A 16,146-nucleotide genomic window follows, 5' to 3' on the forward strand; every position below is an offset into this window, starting at 1 on the left:
TGATTACGCCTTCCCGCCCCGCCCGCCCCCCCCCCCCCCCCCCCCCCCCCCCCCCCCCCCCCCCCCCCCCCCCCCCCCCCCCCCCCCCCCCCCCCCCCCCCCCCGCCCTCGGTGCGCGGAGCGGGGCTCCGCGGCGGCTACCACATGGGGAGGAAGTGGACCGCCACGTTCGAGTTGGCCTGCTGGATTCCGGCCAGGGTCGAACCGTTGACCTGCGCGGAGTTGCTCTGGTTGGAGGCGCCGGAGCCGCTGGCGACCTGCTGGGTCGTGGACGAGTTGCCGAGGTTGCTCCCGCCCACACCGCTGCCGACGATGCTCGCGACGCTCGCGTTCGATCCGTCGTTCGCGAAGGAGCCGTTGTCGGCCGACGCCGCCCCTCCACAGAGCACGGCGGCCAGCGGCAGCGAGGCGACGGCGGCGAGGACGCGGGCGGTACGGATGCTTGCCATGTTCGTGATTCCCCCTGGAACCGAAGTCGGACGTGCACCGGGGCAGTTGGCCGACCGCCTCCGGGCGTGGTGCGTGGTGATGACGTCGCGGGACCAGAGTTGCCCACGGGATCCGCGGTGAACCACTCCCGGCCGCACGATTCCCCCGCAGGCATGAGCACCAGCGGATAAACCTCCTTCGCACCACAACGTCCCAGGTCAGCCGGGCAACGGCGGCCACACCCCGGACCGCGGCAGAGCAGAATCGTTCCCTCGGATCCGGGCGTCCCGGGCATGCCGAAAGGGGCCGCTCCGTCCGGGAACCCCACCGTCTCCCGACCCTGCGGCCCTGCGATCCCAAGCCTCACGCCCCCTGCGCGCCCTTCCGTGCACCCTCGCGCTCACCGCGTCCGCCCCGTGCCGCGCAGCGCAGCGCACGATACGACGCGCCCGGAGCACTCCCGTCCGCCTGCGCGGCCCGTGCGCTAGGCGGCGAGTGCGAAACGGAGCCGGGCGTCGTCCTCGGCAACGGAATCCCGCAGGGAGCGGGCCGCGGTGGAACCGACCCGAACAGCAGCCCTGGCGCAGACACCCGCACCCGAACCGGCTCCCGTGACGGGGGCGGCAGTGGCGGTGGCCGAACTACGGGCGGACGGGTTCTTTCCGTGCGCCTCGGCGCGGATCCGCTGCTTGATGGTCGGCGGCATTGCCCCACCCCGCACCACCGCCCGCCGACCGCCCGGCACCGCGGCCGGCTGCCGGCACACCTCGACGGAGCTGCGAGCCGGCGCGCACCACGAGGACGCATCCCCGACGGCGACGGCTGGTGCGGCGTCCCTGCGACGCAGCCCGAGGACGGCGAACAGTGCCGCGAGCACGCCGAGGACAGCGGTCCGGACCGAGCTGAGGGTGATGCGCTGAGCCATGACGAGGTGCCTCGCTTCGCACTGTTCCGACGGGCCGATCTGCATACATTCGTCATGATGCGTCCGCAACAGTACGGCCCCCATCACCCGCGCCGATCGTCCGACAAACACCACCCGGAGGGCCCAACGGAAAAGGGGTGCCCCGGATCCGGGGCACCCCTTCTGATCAGCGCGTTGTCTGACCTGGTGCGGTGGGTGTGGGATTTGAACCCACGGTGACTCGCGCCACGACGGTTTTCAAGACCGTTCCCTTAGGCCGCTCGGGCAACCCACCTGGCCGGTACAGAGTACCGGGAGGTGGGAGGCGGTGGCGTCAGGAATTCTGGGCCTTGTCGTAGGCGGCCTTCGCTTCGTTGCCGAAGTACGGCCCGAACATCCAGTTCGGCAGGAAGGTGTAGCCGAAGCTGTTCACCGAGACCTGGGTGCCCAGCCCCGTGGTCTCGTTGAAGTCCTGGAACCAGGGGCCGCCGCTGGAGCCGCCGGTCATGTTGCAGGCCAGGCTGTGGTCCTTGGTCAGCAGGAAGTCCTTGCTGCTGTTGCCGCTGCAGTAGACCAGCTTGGTGCCGTCGTACGGGGACGCGGCCGGGAAGCCGAAGGAGTACATCCGCTTGTTGTAGCCGCCGTTGAAGAGGATGCCCTGGGCACCGACGACCTGGCTGAGCTTCTGGCCGTTCTGCGGGGCGACGACCGCGAGGCCGACGTCCATGTTCATGTCCTCGCTGGCGGCCCACTGGTCGGTCGCGAAGGTCTTGGTGGCCGGCCACTGGCCGTAGGGCGCGTTGCCGTTGTCGTACGCCGGGACGAAGACCCAGTTGGTGTGCCAGGCGCCCTGGTACTTCACGCAGTGGCCAGCGGTGATCACGGTGCTGCCGTTGGCGCTGGTGATGGAGTCACCGGAGCAGGAGGCGGTCCGACCGCCGAAGGTGAAGAAGACGCGGCCGGAGGTCTTCACCACCGCCCCGGCACCCGTCCAGGCACCGCCGGCCTGCGGGAAGGCCGTCGGGGACACCGCGGCGGAGGCGGCCGCGTCTGCGGGTGCGGAGGCGGGCGTCGGAGCGATCAGCGTGGGCCGGTCGGCGCTCGTGACCGGCGCCCGGCCGGTCGCCGGCGCCCCCGACACGTCCAGCGGGACGGCGCTGCGCATCCGCTCGGCGGTCCAGAAGCCCGGGGTGTGCTGCTGGCGGAACGAGGCCGGGGATTCCGTGGCGGCCGAGGGGGTGGCCGCCGTCAGCGCGCCCGTTATCAGGGCGCCCGCCGCGAGGAGGACCGATGCAGCCGTGCGATGACGATTCACGCATGACTCCTTCTGCCGTGCCCGGTCCCGTCGAACCGGACAGGGTGGGGGTGAAGAGCTGTCGGTGCGGATCGGCCGCAGGGTCGCACGTGCGGCACGAGATGTCAGGAGACGGCCGGAACGTTCGTTCGGTTCAGGCCACGAAATGGCCAACTCCCGCCCGTGAGGCCGTCCGTCCGCTCCTCCCGCCCCTCACCATTCCTTCCCTCATACGGTCACCAGCACGCCCGCGTACGAGACCCCGGCCACCACCACCCACGCACCGAGCCCCAACAGGGCTGCCCGGCCGCCGGTCCGGGCCATGGAGCGGAGGTCCACCGCACTGCCGAGTCCGAACAGGGCCGCGGCAAGCAGCAGTTCCTGCACGGTGTGCGCCCACTCCAGGGCCGTCTCCGGCAGCACACCGGTGGCACGCAGGGCGGCCGCCGCGAGGAAGCCGGCCACGAAGAGCGGCACAGGAGCCGGGCGGCGCCCTGAGGACGTCCGCTCGCCCCGGCGGCGAGCCCGCAGCGTGAAGGCCACTGCCGCCACCAGCGGAGCCAGCAGCGCGACACGCATCAGCTTCACCACGACCGCTTCCCCGAGCGCGCCGGGACCGGCGGTCTGGGCGGTGGCCACCACCTGACCGACATCGTGGACGCTCGCGCCGACCCACCGCCCGAAGGCCACGTCGGAGAGCCCGAGCGGGTCCTGGAGCAGCGGGAGCACGGCGATGGCCAGCGTGCCGCACAGGGTCACCAGTGCGGCCGAGGCGGCCACGTCCTCCTCGTCGCTGCCGGACACCTGGCTCACCGCGCCGATCGCCGAGGCACCGCAGATCGAATAGCCGGTGGCGATGAGCAGCGGCTGGTCGCCCGGCAACCCGAGCCGCCGGCCCAGCCAGAGCGTGCCGAAGAAGGTGGCCGCCACCACGCCCGCCACCATGGCCACGGTGGCCCAGCCCAGACCGAGCACCTGGTCCAGCCCCAGGCCGAGGCCGAGCAGGACGATGCCGATCCGCATCAGCCGCCGGCCGGCCAGCGACAAGCCGGGACGGGCGACTCCGCGTACGACACCCCGCAGGCCGGGAAGGTGGGCCCCGGCGATGCCGAGCACCACCGACGCCGTGAGCATCGGGATCCCCGGCACCAGCCGGTGCACGCCCCACGCCACGGCGACGCCGGCGGCCGCCAGCCCCAATCCCGGCCAGGACGAGGATGTTTCACGTGAAACACGGCCCGTCGGCGCGCCGCCGCTGCCGTCACCGCTGCTGCCGCTGCCCGCCGCGCGTACCGGGCGGTTGAGCAGCGCCATCAGTCGGAGGGGAGCGTGTAGACGCGGCGCACGCTGCTGCCCAGGCGGACGACATCGGCTCCGTAGATGTGGATCGATATCGCCTTGGTGGCACAGGAGTTGCGCACCTTGTGGATGTCGCCGGGCGGAGCGAAACCGCAGACGTCGCCGACGCCGTTGACCACGGCCTCGGTGGCCACCAGCCGGGCGCCCGAGGTCGGGGTGGCGGGCGCGAGCCGGTAACGGAGCTCGCTCTCCTCGCCCTGGTGCACCCCCGCCACGCACCACGAGACGTGGTCGTGGATGGCCGTCTCCTGACCGGGCAGCCACACCAGCGCCACCACGGAGAAGCTGCCGTCCGGCTCGGCGTGCAGGACGTGCTGCCGGTACCGCTCGGGGCTGCCCTCGCACTGCTCGGGCATCAGCAGGTCGGGCGCGCCCAGGTGCGGGGCGAGTCGCTCGCCGACGAGGTAGGCGGTCAGGTCCGGGGCCAGTCCCCGGTCCACGACCGTGCGGATCTCCTGGACGAGGGCGGCCATCCTCGTGGTGGTGCGGGCCGGCGTCGTGGTGGTCATAGGGGCAGCGTCGAGCAGCTCACCCATCACGTCCAACGACAGTTTTCACCTGAAATCCCAAGAACCGCTTATGGGTTGCCCGGGGAGAGATCAAAGGGGTCAGCACCCGACCCGGTTCGAGGCCACCTGCTTGAGCGCCTCCAGGACCACGGCCGTCGCCGGTATCCGCAGATGGTCGCGGTACACGTACGCGGAGATGTGCCGACGGGCGTCCGGCTGGAGCGGCCGCCCGCAGACCCGGCTCAGGGAGAGCGACGGCAGGACCAGCGCGGGCATCATCGCCACGCCGAGCCCCTGCCCCACCATGCTCTGCACCACCAGGTTGTCGTCCGAGGCGAACCGGATGTCGGGGACGAAGCCCAGCTCGGCGCACTCGTGCAGCAGGTTGGCCCGACAGCGCGGGCAGCCCGCGATCCACCGCTCCTCCGCGAGGTCGGCCAGGTGCACGGCCCGCCGCCGCGCCAGCTGGTGCCCGGTCGGGAGCAGGACGGTGAGCTGGTCCTCCAGCAGCCTGACCTCGACGACCTCCTCGGGAACCTCCTCGTGCAGCCCGGGGTAGGTGAAAGCCAGGGTGATGTCACACTCCCCGCGCTCCAGCCGGAGCAGCGACTCCGGCGGCTCCCCGTCCAGCAGCTCGACCTGGATGCCGGGGTGGTCCTTGGCGAGGTTGCTGAGGGCCTCGGGAACGAGGGTGGCGTTGGCGCTGGGGAAGCCGCACAGGCGTACCCGGCCGGTACGCAGGCGGGCGTGCGCCTTCATCTGGGCCTCGGCGGCGCAGAGGCTGCCGAGGATGGACTCCGCGTGCCGGGCCAGGGACTTCCCCGCCTCGGTGAGCTGCATCCGGCGGCCGACGCGGGTGAACAGCGGGGTTCCGACGGAGCGTTCGAGCGCCTTCATCTGCTGGGTGATCGCGGGCTGCGTGTACCCGAGGGCGCGCGCGGCCGCCGAGTAGGAACCAGAGGCCACGACTTCGTGGAACGTACGTATGTGCCGCGAATCGAACACACCGGAAGCATAAGCGGACGTTGGGAGGGGCCGTAGGCGTAATCCCGCCCACGGCCCCTCGCCATCCGGCCACGGGTTCCGGCCGGCTGCCGGCCGTGGCCGCCCGCCGCTACTTGTCGCCGACGCGCGAACCGAGCGTGATGTCCACGGTGGTCGGCTTGCCGTCGCGCAGGTACGTCAGCTTCACCACGTCGCCCGGCTTGTGCGTCCAGATCTCGCTGATGAGGGTCGGGCCGCTGTCGATCGGCCGGTCGCCGAAGCGGGTGATGACGTCACCCGGCTTGAGGCCGGCCTTGCCCGCGGGGCCGTTCGGGTCGACCAGCTCGTTGGCGGGCGCGCCCTGCTCGGAGATCTTGGCGCCGTCGGTCTTGGACTGGAGGTCCACGGAGACGGAGATGACCGGGTAGACCGGCTTGCCGGTCTTGATCAGCGACTCGGCGACGTTCTTGGCCTGGTTGACCGGAATGGCGAAGCCGAGGCCGATCGAACCGGCCTGGCCGCCGCTGAAGCCGCCACCGCCGGCGGACTGGATGGCGGAGTTGATGCCGATGACCGCGCCACGGCCGTCCAGCAGCGGACCGCCGGAGTTGCCGGGGTTGATCGAGGCGTCCGTCTGCAGGGCGCTCATGTACGAGTTCTTGCTGCCGGAGCCGTCGCCGGAGGCCACCGGGCGGTCCTTGGCACTGACGATGCCGGTGGTGACCGTGTTGGACAGGCCGAAGGGGGCGCCGATCGCGATGGTCGGGTCTCCGACCGCGACCTTGTCGGAGTCGCCGAGCGGGAGCGGCTTGAGACCGGACGGCGGGTTCTTCAGCTTGATCACTGCCACGTCGTAGCCCTGGGCCCGGCCCACGACCTCGGCGTCGTACTTCCTGCCGTCGGAGAAGGTCGCGGAGAGCTTGCCGCCGTTCGCCGCGGAGGCCACCACGTGGTTGTTGGTGAGGATGTGGCCCTGCTGGTCGTAGACGAAGCCGGTGCCGGTGCCGCCCTCCCCGTCGCCGGTGGAGGCCTGGATGGTGACGACGCTGGGCAGCGCTCCGGCGGCAAGGCCCGCGACGGAGCCGGGCTCGCGCTTGAGGTCCTTCGGGGTGTTGCCGGCGGTGATCGTCGTCGAGCCGAAGCCGTCGCCCTTGCGCTCCGCCGCCCAGTAGCCCAGCCCACCGCCGACGCCGCCCGCGAGCAGGGCCGCCACGAGCACCGCGGCGATCAGGCCGCCCCGCCCCTTCGGCTTGGCCGGGGGGACACCGTCGGCCAGGGGGGCGCCCCAGCCGGTACCGGGGCCGTGGCCGCCGCCGCCCGCGTACACCGGGACCGCCGGCGGCGCGGGAGGCCAGCCCTCGGCGCCGTACGCGGTGTGCGGAGCGGCAGGCTGCGCGTACGCCGGGACCGGAGCCTGGTGCGGGGCGGGCGGCATCTGCTGGGTGGGCTCGGTGCCGGGCGCGGGCGCCGGCGGGAGCTGCTGGGTCACGGGCTCGGCAGGGGCGGCGCCGGGCACCGCGGCCGCAGGCGCCTGCTCCGAAGCCGCCGGGGCGGACGCCGGGACCGGAGGGACGACGGCCGTCGGAGCCTCGTCGGCGGAGGCCCCGGTCGGAGCCGGAGCGGGGGCCGGGGCCGGAGCGGGCGCGGCCGCCGGCTGCTCCGGAGCGGGAGCGGCCGGCGGGCGTGCCGAAGGGGCCGCGGGGGGCGTCGGGGCCGCGGTTCCCTCGTTATCGGTGCTCACAGCGCTCTCTCCTCGTCACACACGGCTTCACACATTTGGCGTTTCGGCCCGACTGAACGTTCGACGTGCCGTACAAGTTCCTGGGAAAAGCGTTCCCTATCACCCGTCAGAGCACTGTAAGCCGGACCTGTGCGTCTCCCCCATCCTTTATATCTGGCATTTCGGTCACACCTAGGGGTCGAAGGCCTCCATCCGGAGCCCCCTCGGTGGCACCATGACCCGGTGACGCACGCAACGCCGCCCCTCATCCAGGTCGTCGCCCACCGCGGCGCCTCGGAGGACGCCCCCGAACACACGCTGGCCGCCTACCGCAGGGCCATCGAGGACGGCGCGGACGCCCTGGAGTGCGACGTCCGGCTCACCGCCGACGGGCACCTCGTGCTGGTCCACGACCGCCGGGTCAACCGAACCTCCAACGGCCGCGGCGCCGTGTCCGCCCTGGAACTGGCCGATCTCGCCGCCCTCGATTTCGGCTCCTGGAAGGACCGCGAGGAGTCCCCCGACTGGGACGCCGACCCCGAGCGGACCTCGGTCCTCACCCTGGAGCGGCTGCTGGAACTGGTCTCCGACGCCGGACGCCCCATACCGCTCGCGATCGAGACGAAGCACCCGACCCGCTGGGCCGGACAGGTGGAGGAGCGCCTCCTCTTCCTCCTCAAACGGTTCGGTTTGGACGCCCCGCCCGCCGGGGGCCCGCACCCGGTCCGCGTCATGAGCTTCTCCGCCCGCTCCCTGCACCGGGTGCGCGCCGCCGCACCGACGATCCCGACCGTCTACCTGATGCAGTTCGTCTCCCCGCGGATGCGGGACGGACGGCTCCCCGCCGGCGTGCAGATCGCCGGACCGGGCATGCGGATCGCGCGCAACAACCCCGGCTACATCCGCAGGCTTCAGGACGCGGGCCATTCTGTACATGTGTGGACCGTGAACGAGCCCGAGGACGTTCAGCTCTGCGCTGATCTGGGCGTGGAAGCGATCATCACGAACAGACCGCGACAGGTTCTGTCACAGCTGGGCCGCTGACGTCCCGTTTTGCCCACCCACCCCTCGAACCCCTTCGGTGACGGGGTGTGCCCCGGCGCATCCGCTCCGCAACCGGTGGTCATGAATGCGTCAGAGGGCTCCGCCCGGTCGGTTTCCGGTCCAGGCCATTGGGGCATTCAGACCATGGCGTGGGACTAAGGAGGTTCCGGGGGTGGCGTTGGTGGTGGCACAGGAAGTGCCCACGTCGTCGTGCATGGACGTACGCCATGGTCCTGCGGGCGTAGGCGAGGCGAGACACCGGATGCGCGAACAGTTGCGCCTCAGCGGGGTGTCCGAAACCGTCGTGGACGACGCCGTACTGATCCTTTCCGAACTGCTCAGCAACGCCTGCCGGCACGGCAGACCGCTGGGCGCGGGGGAGATCGGCGACGGGGAGATACGCGCCGCGTGGCGCATCGACACCGCGGGGCGGCTGACGGTCGAGGTGACGGACGGGGGCGGTCCCACGCGTCCGCTTCCGGCCACGCCTTCGGTCACCGCGCACGGCGGCCGGGGGCTGAACATCATCAGCGCCCTCGCGCAGGACTGGGGAGTCCGGGACGGAGCGGCAGGTGAGGTCACCGTCTGGGTGATCGTCGCGTGCGGACCCCGTCACGCCGATTTTGCTACGCGCGTTGCGCCCCCGGTCCTCGACTTCAGCACCGCCTTCGACGATCTGGCCCCCTGACCAGATCACCGAACGGGATCACCGAACGGATCACCGAACGGACTCCTGACCGGATCCGGAACCGGATCCGCGACCGGATCCCCGACAGCATCACCCGCATCAACGGCCATCAGCACAGCGGCCGTACGAGCGGCAGACCAGCGGCCGACCGGGAGCGCACGCCGACCGTGCTCCCGGCCGCACCCCACCGGTTGCGGCGGTCGGAACGGCTAGGCTCACGCCAAACGCAACAGCCGTACCGCCGCAACCGGGAGACACCCACGATGGCCAAGAAGCGCCCCGCAGCCAAGACTGCAAAGCCGCAGCTCCAGAACGGGGAGATCCCGGTGGTGGGCGCGCGCGAGCCGTGCCCCTGCGGGTCCGGGCGCCGCTACAAGGCCTGCCACGGGGCGGCCGCCGCACACGCCGCGACCGCGCACGTGCAGCGCCCCTTCGAGGGCCTGCCCGGCGAATGCGACTGGGTGGCGCTGCGCGAGCTCGTGCCCGCCGCCACCATCCCGCTGTCGCTCAAGGGCGGCCTGCCCGAGGGCGTCCCCTCCGTCACCCTGGTGACTGTGCTCCCCATGGCCTGGCCGGCCCTGCGCCGCGAGGACGGCTCGGTCCTGCTCGCCCTGCAGAACGACTCGACCACCGGCGACCTCGCCCGGGACATGGCCGACACCCTGGAGCGCGCCCTCGCCACGGAGCCGGGCAACCCGGTGCCGGGCCGCCGGGTTCCCGCCGAGGGCCCGCGACTTCAGGACCTCCTGGACACCGACGGCGTTTTCGAGCCTGTTGTGCACAGTGGCTTCGAATTCTGGATTCCGGATGCGGAGACCGCCCAGAACGCCTCTCCGGAGATCGCCGCCTCGCTGGAGCGCGCCAACGCCGCCGCCATCCCGACGGTCAAGCTGGCGAGCGTCGAAGCGGCCTACTGGTGCGAGACCCCGGACAAGAACCACCTGCGCTGGGTCATGCCGCACCCCGAGGAGAAGCTGCTCGACGCCCTGGCCCGGCTGCACGCGGCCGGCACCTCCTCGCTCGGCGAGGGCACCCGGCTCGTCGGCTCCTTCCGGGCGCACGGTCTGATGGTCCCGGTCTGGGACCTGCCCACCGGCATGACCGCGGACGACGTGGAGAAGCCTGCCGCCGAGTTCGCGGAGCGCCTGGCCACGGCGCTGGCCTCGGACGCGCCGCTGACCGCGGAGGAGCGCCGGGCCCGCGGTGGGCTCACCAACCGCCAGATCACGCTCAGCTGATCGCCCCGGCGCCCGCAGGAGCGGTGACCGCGGTCACAACTCCCGCTAATCGTCGGCAAATCGGTGTCTGAATATCAGAGATCGAATTTGCGAACAGGCGATCTCTTGTTACCGTTCTTGTAGCCCGGTCGCTGGTGCATCCCCCGTCGCCAGCGACCGGGCCCTTCCATTTCTGGGGGTTCAACCCCCGTCCGCTGTCGCCGAGTTGCTCCCGGACCGCAGCAGCAGCCGCCCTTCATCGCCCGGAACTGCAAACTCCGCAACGGCCGAGTAGGCATCCCGCGCCCCGGCGGAGGCCTCCCGCGGCGTCTCGCACAGCCCGGGCTCGTCCCCCGCTCCGACCGCGCAGTGGATCTGCACCGTCCGCCCGGCGGGTCCCATCATCGTCAATACGGCGTCCAGTGCGCGGCCACCGGTGTTGTGGAAGTAGCTCCTGCCCCAGGTCTGCCCGTCGGCGGTCATGACGCAGGTCTGCGCTTCCAGCCCCTGGGCCGAGGAGAGTTCGGGACCGCACCGGGAGTCCGTGCGGGGCTGCTCGGGTGGGCCGGGCCGAGCCGAGCCGCTCCGGGCGGGCACCGCGCCCGCCGGGCCGCCCGGTGCTCCCGCCCCGGCGGCTCCCTTCTGCTGTCCGGGTGCGGCCGGCGGTGCCGGCGCACGGGACGGGTCCGACGGATCGGCAAAGCCGAGGGCGGAGAGCAACCCGCCGCCTTTTTCGTCGTCCTGACCGGCGAAATCCGGTCCGGCGATCGCTCCGGCCAGCGGGAGCGACAAGATGACCAGCACACCGGCGCCGATACCGATCAAGCGGAGATTCATTCGGCGAACATAGCGACGCGGGAATGGGCCTCGGAGATCCCCGCGCCCAATTCCCAGGGAAACTCGGTGCACGGGCACCCGTACGAGTGAAGGCGTACGGGTGAAGGCGTAGGGGTGAAGGGCAGGCACCGAGATGCCGGCGCCTGCCCGGGATCGTCAGTACGCGAGCCGGCTGCCGCCCCCGGAGGCCCCGCTGCTCGCCTCGACCAGCGCGTCCACGACGGCCTCGACCTCCGGCAGCCACGGGCTCCCCCCGTCCGCGGGCTCCCGCTCCCACCGCACCTGCCCGCCACTGCAGGCGGGGGAAGGCGGGAGCAGCAGGTATCCGCCCTCGCCGTGGAAGCGCAGTGCGGAGGGGACGTGGTCCTTGGCGTAGAGGAGTTCCCCGAGCCGTTCCAGCGAGTACGGCGCCACCAGCAGTGACCAGCGTGTAGGAGTGGCCACGATCGGGCCGAGCCGCATGCCCTGCGCCTCCAGCCGTACGACCGCCCGCGCGGCAGCGGCTGCGGGCAGGCTCACCGCGCACGGCGCGGAGCCGCCGGTGGCGAGGAGGACGGGGGCGGTGGGCCGGCGGGTCCACCACCAGGCCACCATCCGGGGGTCGGTCGTGGCCGCGAGCAGTCCGGGGTCGAAGGGGTGCGCCCCGGGTACGGGGCAGTCGGGGTCGGGGCAGGCGCAGCGGTCGGCGACGCCGGATCCGCAGCGGCCGACGCCGGGCAGGACGGGCCACCGCCGCCCGGCGGCGCAGGCCAGCGCCGCATCGCGCAGCGCCGTCTCGGGGAGCGCCGTCTCGGGGAGGGTCGCGTCAGGGGTCACCGCGCCGAGGAGCACCGTTTCGGGGGTCGCCGTTTCAGGGGTCGCCGTTTCGGGGGCCGTCGTGTCGGGAAATGCCTGGTCACCGCTCTGGGCCGGGGCGGGCCGGAGGGTTTTCAGACGGTTGCGGAGCCGCTGGAGACGCCTTCCGAGGATCTCGCGCATGAGCGCTCGTTCCTTTCCTTGAACGTCGAGGGCCACATCACACCATGTAAGCGGTGCCTCACCACACGTACACGTTTCGCGTCACTGTCCGCCAGAAGCAGGTTCACACGGTTCGTGCAGTTTTCTTACGGGTCCATGAAATGTCCGGCGGGGCGGAACGCGACCCGCGCCGGTACCGAGACCGGCTGCCGCCGCTAAGGACGACGGCCCCTGCCGGGCGGTTCCCGGCGGATGCCGGGCTGCGCCAACCACCCCCGGGCATCACTGACTACGTACCCGAGGCCACTCCGGCGCCCGCCCAGTCGATCGCAAAAACCGTCCGCTTCCGACTTTTTCCAGCCAAGTTCTAGCCTTGACTGGACCGTGAGTTGCCGCCTCACGGACACCAGGATTCTCAGCAGGACAATGCTGGACATCGATCCTCGTGTGCGTGTAGATGTGGATTCATTGATGGCGGCGCAGCACGATCTGGGGGTTTGCGATGCTATATGGCGAATCGCACCAGGTGGAAAGGCGGACGCCATGAGCGCGCCGCATCTACCGAAAGTGGCTGGAATCGATCCAGCAGTTGCAGCGGTCCCGCAGACTGCAGCGCCCACACCCGTCCTGGCCGCCTCCGTGCCTGCCGCGGCCCCCGCCCCGAACACGCTGGTCCAGGACCGCCTCGCCGGCATGGTCTCCGATCTGACCACCCTCCACGAACTCACCGAACGCCTCGCGCGCGCCAGCGATCTGGACTCCTCCCTCCAGGAGTTCCTGCGCGCCGGAGCCGCCCTCGTCGGCGCCCGCCGCGGCCTGATCGTCCTGGAGCCCTCCGACGGACGCGGCCCCACGAGCACCACCGGCCTCGGCCTCGGCCGCGCCGACCTCGGGCACATCGAGACCGTCCCGCGCGCCGCGACCTCGTACGGCCGCATCCTCGACGGACTCCCCGGCGCGCACGGCGGCTCCGAGGTGCTCCCGGAACCCGACGCCGCCCCCGGCATCGGCGGGTACGGGACCCCGGTCGACCCCCGGCACCGCGAGGTCGCCGCCCGGCTCGGCTACGCCGCCAGCTACGCCCTGCCGCTGACCGCCGAGGCGACCGGCCGGCTCGGCGCGGCCGTCTGGCTGTACGACGAGCAGGCCGAGCCGAGCGACCGCCAGCGCGACATCGTCGGCCTCTACGTCCGCCACGCCGCCGAGCACCTGGCCCGGATGCTCGAGGTGGAACGGTCCCGCAGCCGCCTCGCCACGATCGCCGAGGAGCTGCTGCCCAGCCGGCTCCCGCGGATCCCCGGTGTCCAACTCGCCGCCCGCCACCACACCGGGCCGTACGGCGGTGGCGACTGGTACGACGCGCTCCCACTGCCGGAGGGCGCCCTCGGACTGGCCGTCGGCTCCGTCACCGGGGGCGGTCCCAGCGCCGTCGCCGCCATGGGGCGGCTGCGGGCCTCGCTGCGGGCGTACGCCGTGATGGAGGGCGAGGACCCGGTCGCGGTCCTGTCCGACCTCGAACTGCTGCTCCGGCTCACCGAGCCGGCGCGCTGCGCGACCGCTCTCTTCGCCTACTGCGAGCCCGCCCGCCGCAAGATCATCCTGGCGGGGGCGGGGCACGCCCCGCCGCTGCTCGTCGGGGAGCGGCGCACGGAGTACGTGGAGACCTCGCTCTCCGCGCCGCTCGGGATGCTCTCCTGCTGGGAGGCGCCCAGCGTGGAGGTCGAACCCGCTCGAGGAGAAACGGTGCTGCTGTACACGGACGGGCTCCTGAGGCGCACCGGCGACCCGATGGACCGGGCCTACGCCAGACTGCACGCCGCCGCGGCCGGCGCCCCGCACGGGGTCCGCGAGGATCCGGCGGCGCTCTGCGACCACGTGCTGCACGCGGTGCTGCCCGAGGGGGACCCGGCATGGGGCGGCCCGGCCGCAGCTCCGGAGGACCTGGTCCTCCTCGCTGCCCGTTTTGACTGATTTATCACAGCCGTCCCCGGGCGTCTTCCGCTCGCACATACGATGGACGAGGTCCCTACCCGGTCCTGTCGTAGCTGTCGTAGCTGAGGAGAAGACGTGGCTGACGAGCTCACCCCGGAGACCCCGGAAGAAGAGCAGCCCAAGAAGACGCACAAGCAGCGCAAGAACGGTCTGTACCCGGGCGTCAGCGACGAACTCGCCGAGAACATGCGCACCGGCTGGGCCGACACCGAGCTCCACGGCCTGGAGCCCATCGCGCAGGCCGCGCACACCGCGGCCCGCCGCGAGGCGCTGTCCGCGCGCTTCCCGGGCGAGCGCCTCGTCGTGCCCGCCGGCCGTCTGAAGACCCGCTCGAACGACACCGAGTACCCCTTCCGCGCCGCGACCGAGTACGCGTACCTCACCGGCGACCAGACCGAGAACGGCGTCCTCGTCCTGGAGCCGGTGGGCGAGAACGGCCACACGGCCACCATGTACCTGCTGCCCCGCTCCAACCGCGAGAACGGCGAGTTCTGGCTCTCCGGCCAGGGTGAGCTGTGGGTCGGCCGCCGCCACTCCCTCGCCGAGGCCGAGCAGCTCCTGGGCGTCCCGGTCAAGGACGTCCGCGAGCTCCCCGACGCCCTTGCCGAGGCCACCGGCCCGGTGCGCGTCGTGCGCGGCCACGACTCCGTCGTCGAGAAGGCCCTGACCGACAAGGTCACCGCCGAGCGCGACGGGGAACTGCGGGTCTACCTGTCCGAGGCCCGCGTGGTGAAGGACGCGTTCGAGATCGGCGAGCTGCAGAAGGCCGTCGACTCCACCGTCCGCGGCTTCGAGGACGTCGTGAAGGTCCTCGACAAGGCCGAGGCCACCTCCGAGCGCTACATCGAGGGCACCTTCTTCCTGCGCGCCCGGGTCGAGGGCAACGACGTCGGCTACGGCTCCATCTGCGCCGCCGGCCCGCACGCCTGCACCCTGCACTGGGTCCGCAACGACGGCCCCGTCCGCTCCGGTGACCTGCTCCTGCTCGACGCCGGTGTGGAGACCCACTCCCTCTACACCGCCGACGTCACCCGCACGCTGCCGATCAGCGGTACGTACACCGACATCCAGCGCAAGGTCTACGACGCGGTGTACGAGGCCCAGGAGGCCGGCATCGCCGCGGTCAAGCCGGGCGCGAAGTTCCGCGACTTCCACGACGCCGCCCAGCACGTGCTGGCCGAGAAGCTCGTCGAGTGGGGCCTGCTGGAGGGCCCGGTCGAGCGCGTCCTGGAACTGGGCCTGCAGCGCCGCTGGACCCTGCACGGCACCGGCCACATGCTCGGCATGGACGTCCACGACTGCGCCGCCGCGCGCACCGAGGCGTACGTCGACGGCACGCTGGAGCCGGGCGTGTGCCTGACCGTCGAGCCCGGTCTGTACTTCCAGGCCGACGACCTGACCGTGCCCGAGGAGTACCGCGGCATCGGTGTCCGCATCGAGGACGACATCCTGGTCACCGAGGACGGCAACCGGAACCTGTCGGCCGGCCTGCCCCGCGCCTCGGCCGACGTCGAGGCCTGGATGGCCGGCCTGAAGGGCTGACGACCGGCGCGCCCCACGCCCTGGACGGGCGGGCTCCCCTTGCACACCAGTGCGGGGATCCCGCCCGTCGGCGCATCACGACGCCTGGAGCAGGGCCGCGCCCTCGCGCCACTTTAGGATCTTGTCGAAGCTGACCACCGCACCGCTGCCCGGCCGGTTGCGGAACCGGACGTGGTCGGCGAGCTCCTCGATCAGCCACAGGCCGCGGCCGCTCTCGCACTCCGCCGGCGCCGGCCCCGGATCCCCCGGGAAGGCCACGGGCCCCGGAGCCTCCGGGAATCCCGGGCCCGAATCCGTCACCTCGATGCGGCAGCAGTCCCCGTCCAGGTACGCCGTGACGCGGTAGGCCCCGCACGCCTCCGCCGCCGGTCCCCCGTCGCGGCCGGCGCCGGGCACGGGCCCGCCGTGCTCGACCGCGTTCGCGCACGCCTCGCTCAGGGCCACCGACAGGTCGAAGGAGATGTCCGGATCCACCCCCGCGGTCTCCATCGTCCTCAGCAGCAATCGCCTGGCGAGCGGCACGCTCGCGGCTTCGCGCCTCAACTGGAGAGACCACCAGATGCTCATACGGTTACCTATTGCCGCCACCGGTGCACCGTAAGCACCCGGCAGCCCGTACGGCCCTCATTCGGCCGATGCGGCACGCCGGGACCGACGTGTATGGCAGTGC

The 16,146-nt window shown here is 72.1% G+C and carries 15 protein-coding genes and 1 tRNA gene; 5 read left to right on the forward strand and 11 right to left on the reverse strand.

The genetic code is table 11. The annotated features are described in order from the left end of the window. Window positions 1–137: 137 nt before the first annotated feature. The 8 genes from ACZ4VL_RS05005 to ACZ4VL_RS05040 form a co-directional block, all read right to left on the reverse strand. Complete coding sequence (locus tag ACZ4VL_RS05005) at window positions 138–449, reverse strand: hypothetical protein (protein WP_468195951.1); 312 nt, start codon at window positions 447–449, stop codon at window positions 138–140. Between the two features lie 464 nt (window positions 450–913). Beyond that, window positions 914–1,354 carry a DUF6344 domain-containing protein gene (locus ACZ4VL_RS05010; RefSeq protein WP_468195954.1) on the reverse strand — a complete coding sequence of 147 codons (441 nt, stop codon included), beginning with the start codon at window positions 1,352–1,354 and terminating at the stop codon, window positions 914–916. 189 nt (window positions 1,355–1,543) lie between these two features. After that, window positions 1,544–1,628: transfer RNA gene (locus ACZ4VL_RS05015), tRNA-Ser, on the reverse strand. Between the two features lie 39 nt (window positions 1,629–1,667). Beyond that, entirely contained in the window at window positions 1,668–2,648 is a 981-nt protein-coding gene (locus ACZ4VL_RS05020) for a trypsin-like serine peptidase (protein WP_468195956.1), read from the reverse strand. A 207-nt stretch (window positions 2,649–2,855) separates the two neighbouring features. Continuing rightward, the gene (locus ACZ4VL_RS05025; RefSeq protein ID WP_468195959.1) at window positions 2,856–3,941 is read right to left on the reverse strand and encodes a YeiH family protein; all 1,086 of its coding nucleotides are present in this window, start codon (window positions 3,939–3,941) and stop codon (window positions 2,856–2,858) included. After that, on the reverse strand, window positions 3,941–4,495 hold the full coding sequence (locus tag ACZ4VL_RS05030) for a cysteine dioxygenase family protein (protein ID WP_468195961.1): 555 nt from the start codon (window positions 4,493–4,495) through the stop codon (window positions 3,941–3,943). Before ACZ4VL_RS05030 ends, ACZ4VL_RS05025 begins: the two co-directional genes overlap by 1 nt. A 99-nt stretch (window positions 4,496–4,594) precedes the next feature. Next, the gene (locus ACZ4VL_RS05035) at window positions 4,595–5,500 is read right to left on the reverse strand and encodes a LysR family transcriptional regulator (protein ID WP_468195963.1); all 906 of its coding nucleotides are present in this window, start codon (window positions 5,498–5,500) and stop codon (window positions 4,595–4,597) included. A 109-nt stretch (window positions 5,501–5,609) separates the two neighbouring features. Then, the gene (locus ACZ4VL_RS05040) at window positions 5,610–7,220 is read right to left on the reverse strand and encodes a S1C family serine protease (protein WP_468195966.1); all 1,611 of its coding nucleotides are present in this window, start codon (window positions 7,218–7,220) and stop codon (window positions 5,610–5,612) included. Window positions 7,221–7,442: 222 nt separating this feature from the next. Between ACZ4VL_RS05040 and ACZ4VL_RS05045 the strand changes: the two genes are divergently transcribed. From ACZ4VL_RS05045 to ACZ4VL_RS05055, 3 genes are all read left to right on the forward strand, one after another. Beyond that, window positions 7,443–8,243, forward strand: a complete 801-nt coding sequence (locus ACZ4VL_RS05045) for a glycerophosphodiester phosphodiesterase (protein WP_468195968.1) — start codon at window positions 7,443–7,445, stop codon at window positions 8,241–8,243. 85 nt (window positions 8,244–8,328) lie between these two features. Then, window positions 8,329–8,931 carry an ATP-binding protein gene (locus ACZ4VL_RS05050; RefSeq protein ID WP_468195970.1) on the forward strand — a complete coding sequence of 201 codons (603 nt, stop codon included), beginning with the start codon at window positions 8,329–8,331 and terminating at the stop codon, window positions 8,929–8,931. Window positions 8,932–9,194: 263 nt separating this feature from the next. Beyond that, complete coding sequence (locus ACZ4VL_RS05055) at window positions 9,195–10,169, forward strand: DUF5926 family protein (RefSeq protein WP_404237274.1); 975 nt, start codon at window positions 9,195–9,197, stop codon at window positions 10,167–10,169. Between the two features lie 180 nt (window positions 10,170–10,349). On the opposite strand, the gene ACZ4VL_RS05060 is transcribed toward ACZ4VL_RS05055, so the two are convergent. Continuing rightward, window positions 10,350–10,985, reverse strand: coding sequence for a hypothetical protein (locus ACZ4VL_RS05060; protein ID WP_468195973.1), 636 nt, complete (start codon window positions 10,983–10,985; stop codon window positions 10,350–10,352). A gap of 156 nt (window positions 10,986–11,141) precedes the next feature. Continuing rightward, window positions 11,142–11,963: a bifunctional DNA primase/polymerase gene (locus tag ACZ4VL_RS05065; protein ID WP_468195975.1), complete on the reverse strand. Its 822-nt coding sequence runs from the start codon at window positions 11,961–11,963 to the stop codon at window positions 11,142–11,144. Window positions 11,964–12,368: 405 nt separating this feature from the next. Here ACZ4VL_RS05065 and ACZ4VL_RS05070 point away from each other — a divergent pair, with 405 nt between their 5' ends. Together ACZ4VL_RS05070 and ACZ4VL_RS05075 are read left to right on the forward strand one after the other, a co-directional pair. Continuing rightward, a complete protein-coding gene (locus ACZ4VL_RS05070; protein WP_468195977.1) occupies window positions 12,369–13,913 on the forward strand; it encodes a PP2C family protein-serine/threonine phosphatase in 1,545 nt (514 codons plus the stop codon). Between the two features lie 96 nt (window positions 13,914–14,009). Further along, window positions 14,010–15,476 (forward strand): aminopeptidase P family protein, encoded by a 1,467-nt coding sequence (locus ACZ4VL_RS05075; protein WP_468195979.1) that lies wholly within the window; start codon window positions 14,010–14,012, stop codon window positions 15,474–15,476. 75 nt (window positions 15,477–15,551) lie between these two features. Here ACZ4VL_RS05075 and ACZ4VL_RS05080 read toward each other — a convergent pair whose 3' ends face one another. Then, the gene (locus ACZ4VL_RS05080) at window positions 15,552–16,043 is read right to left on the reverse strand and encodes an ATP-binding protein (protein WP_468195982.1); all 492 of its coding nucleotides are present in this window, start codon (window positions 16,041–16,043) and stop codon (window positions 15,552–15,554) included. Window positions 16,044–16,146: the final 103 nt, after the last annotated feature.

This window comes from Streptomyces sp. NPDC029014 (assembly GCF_055564695.1).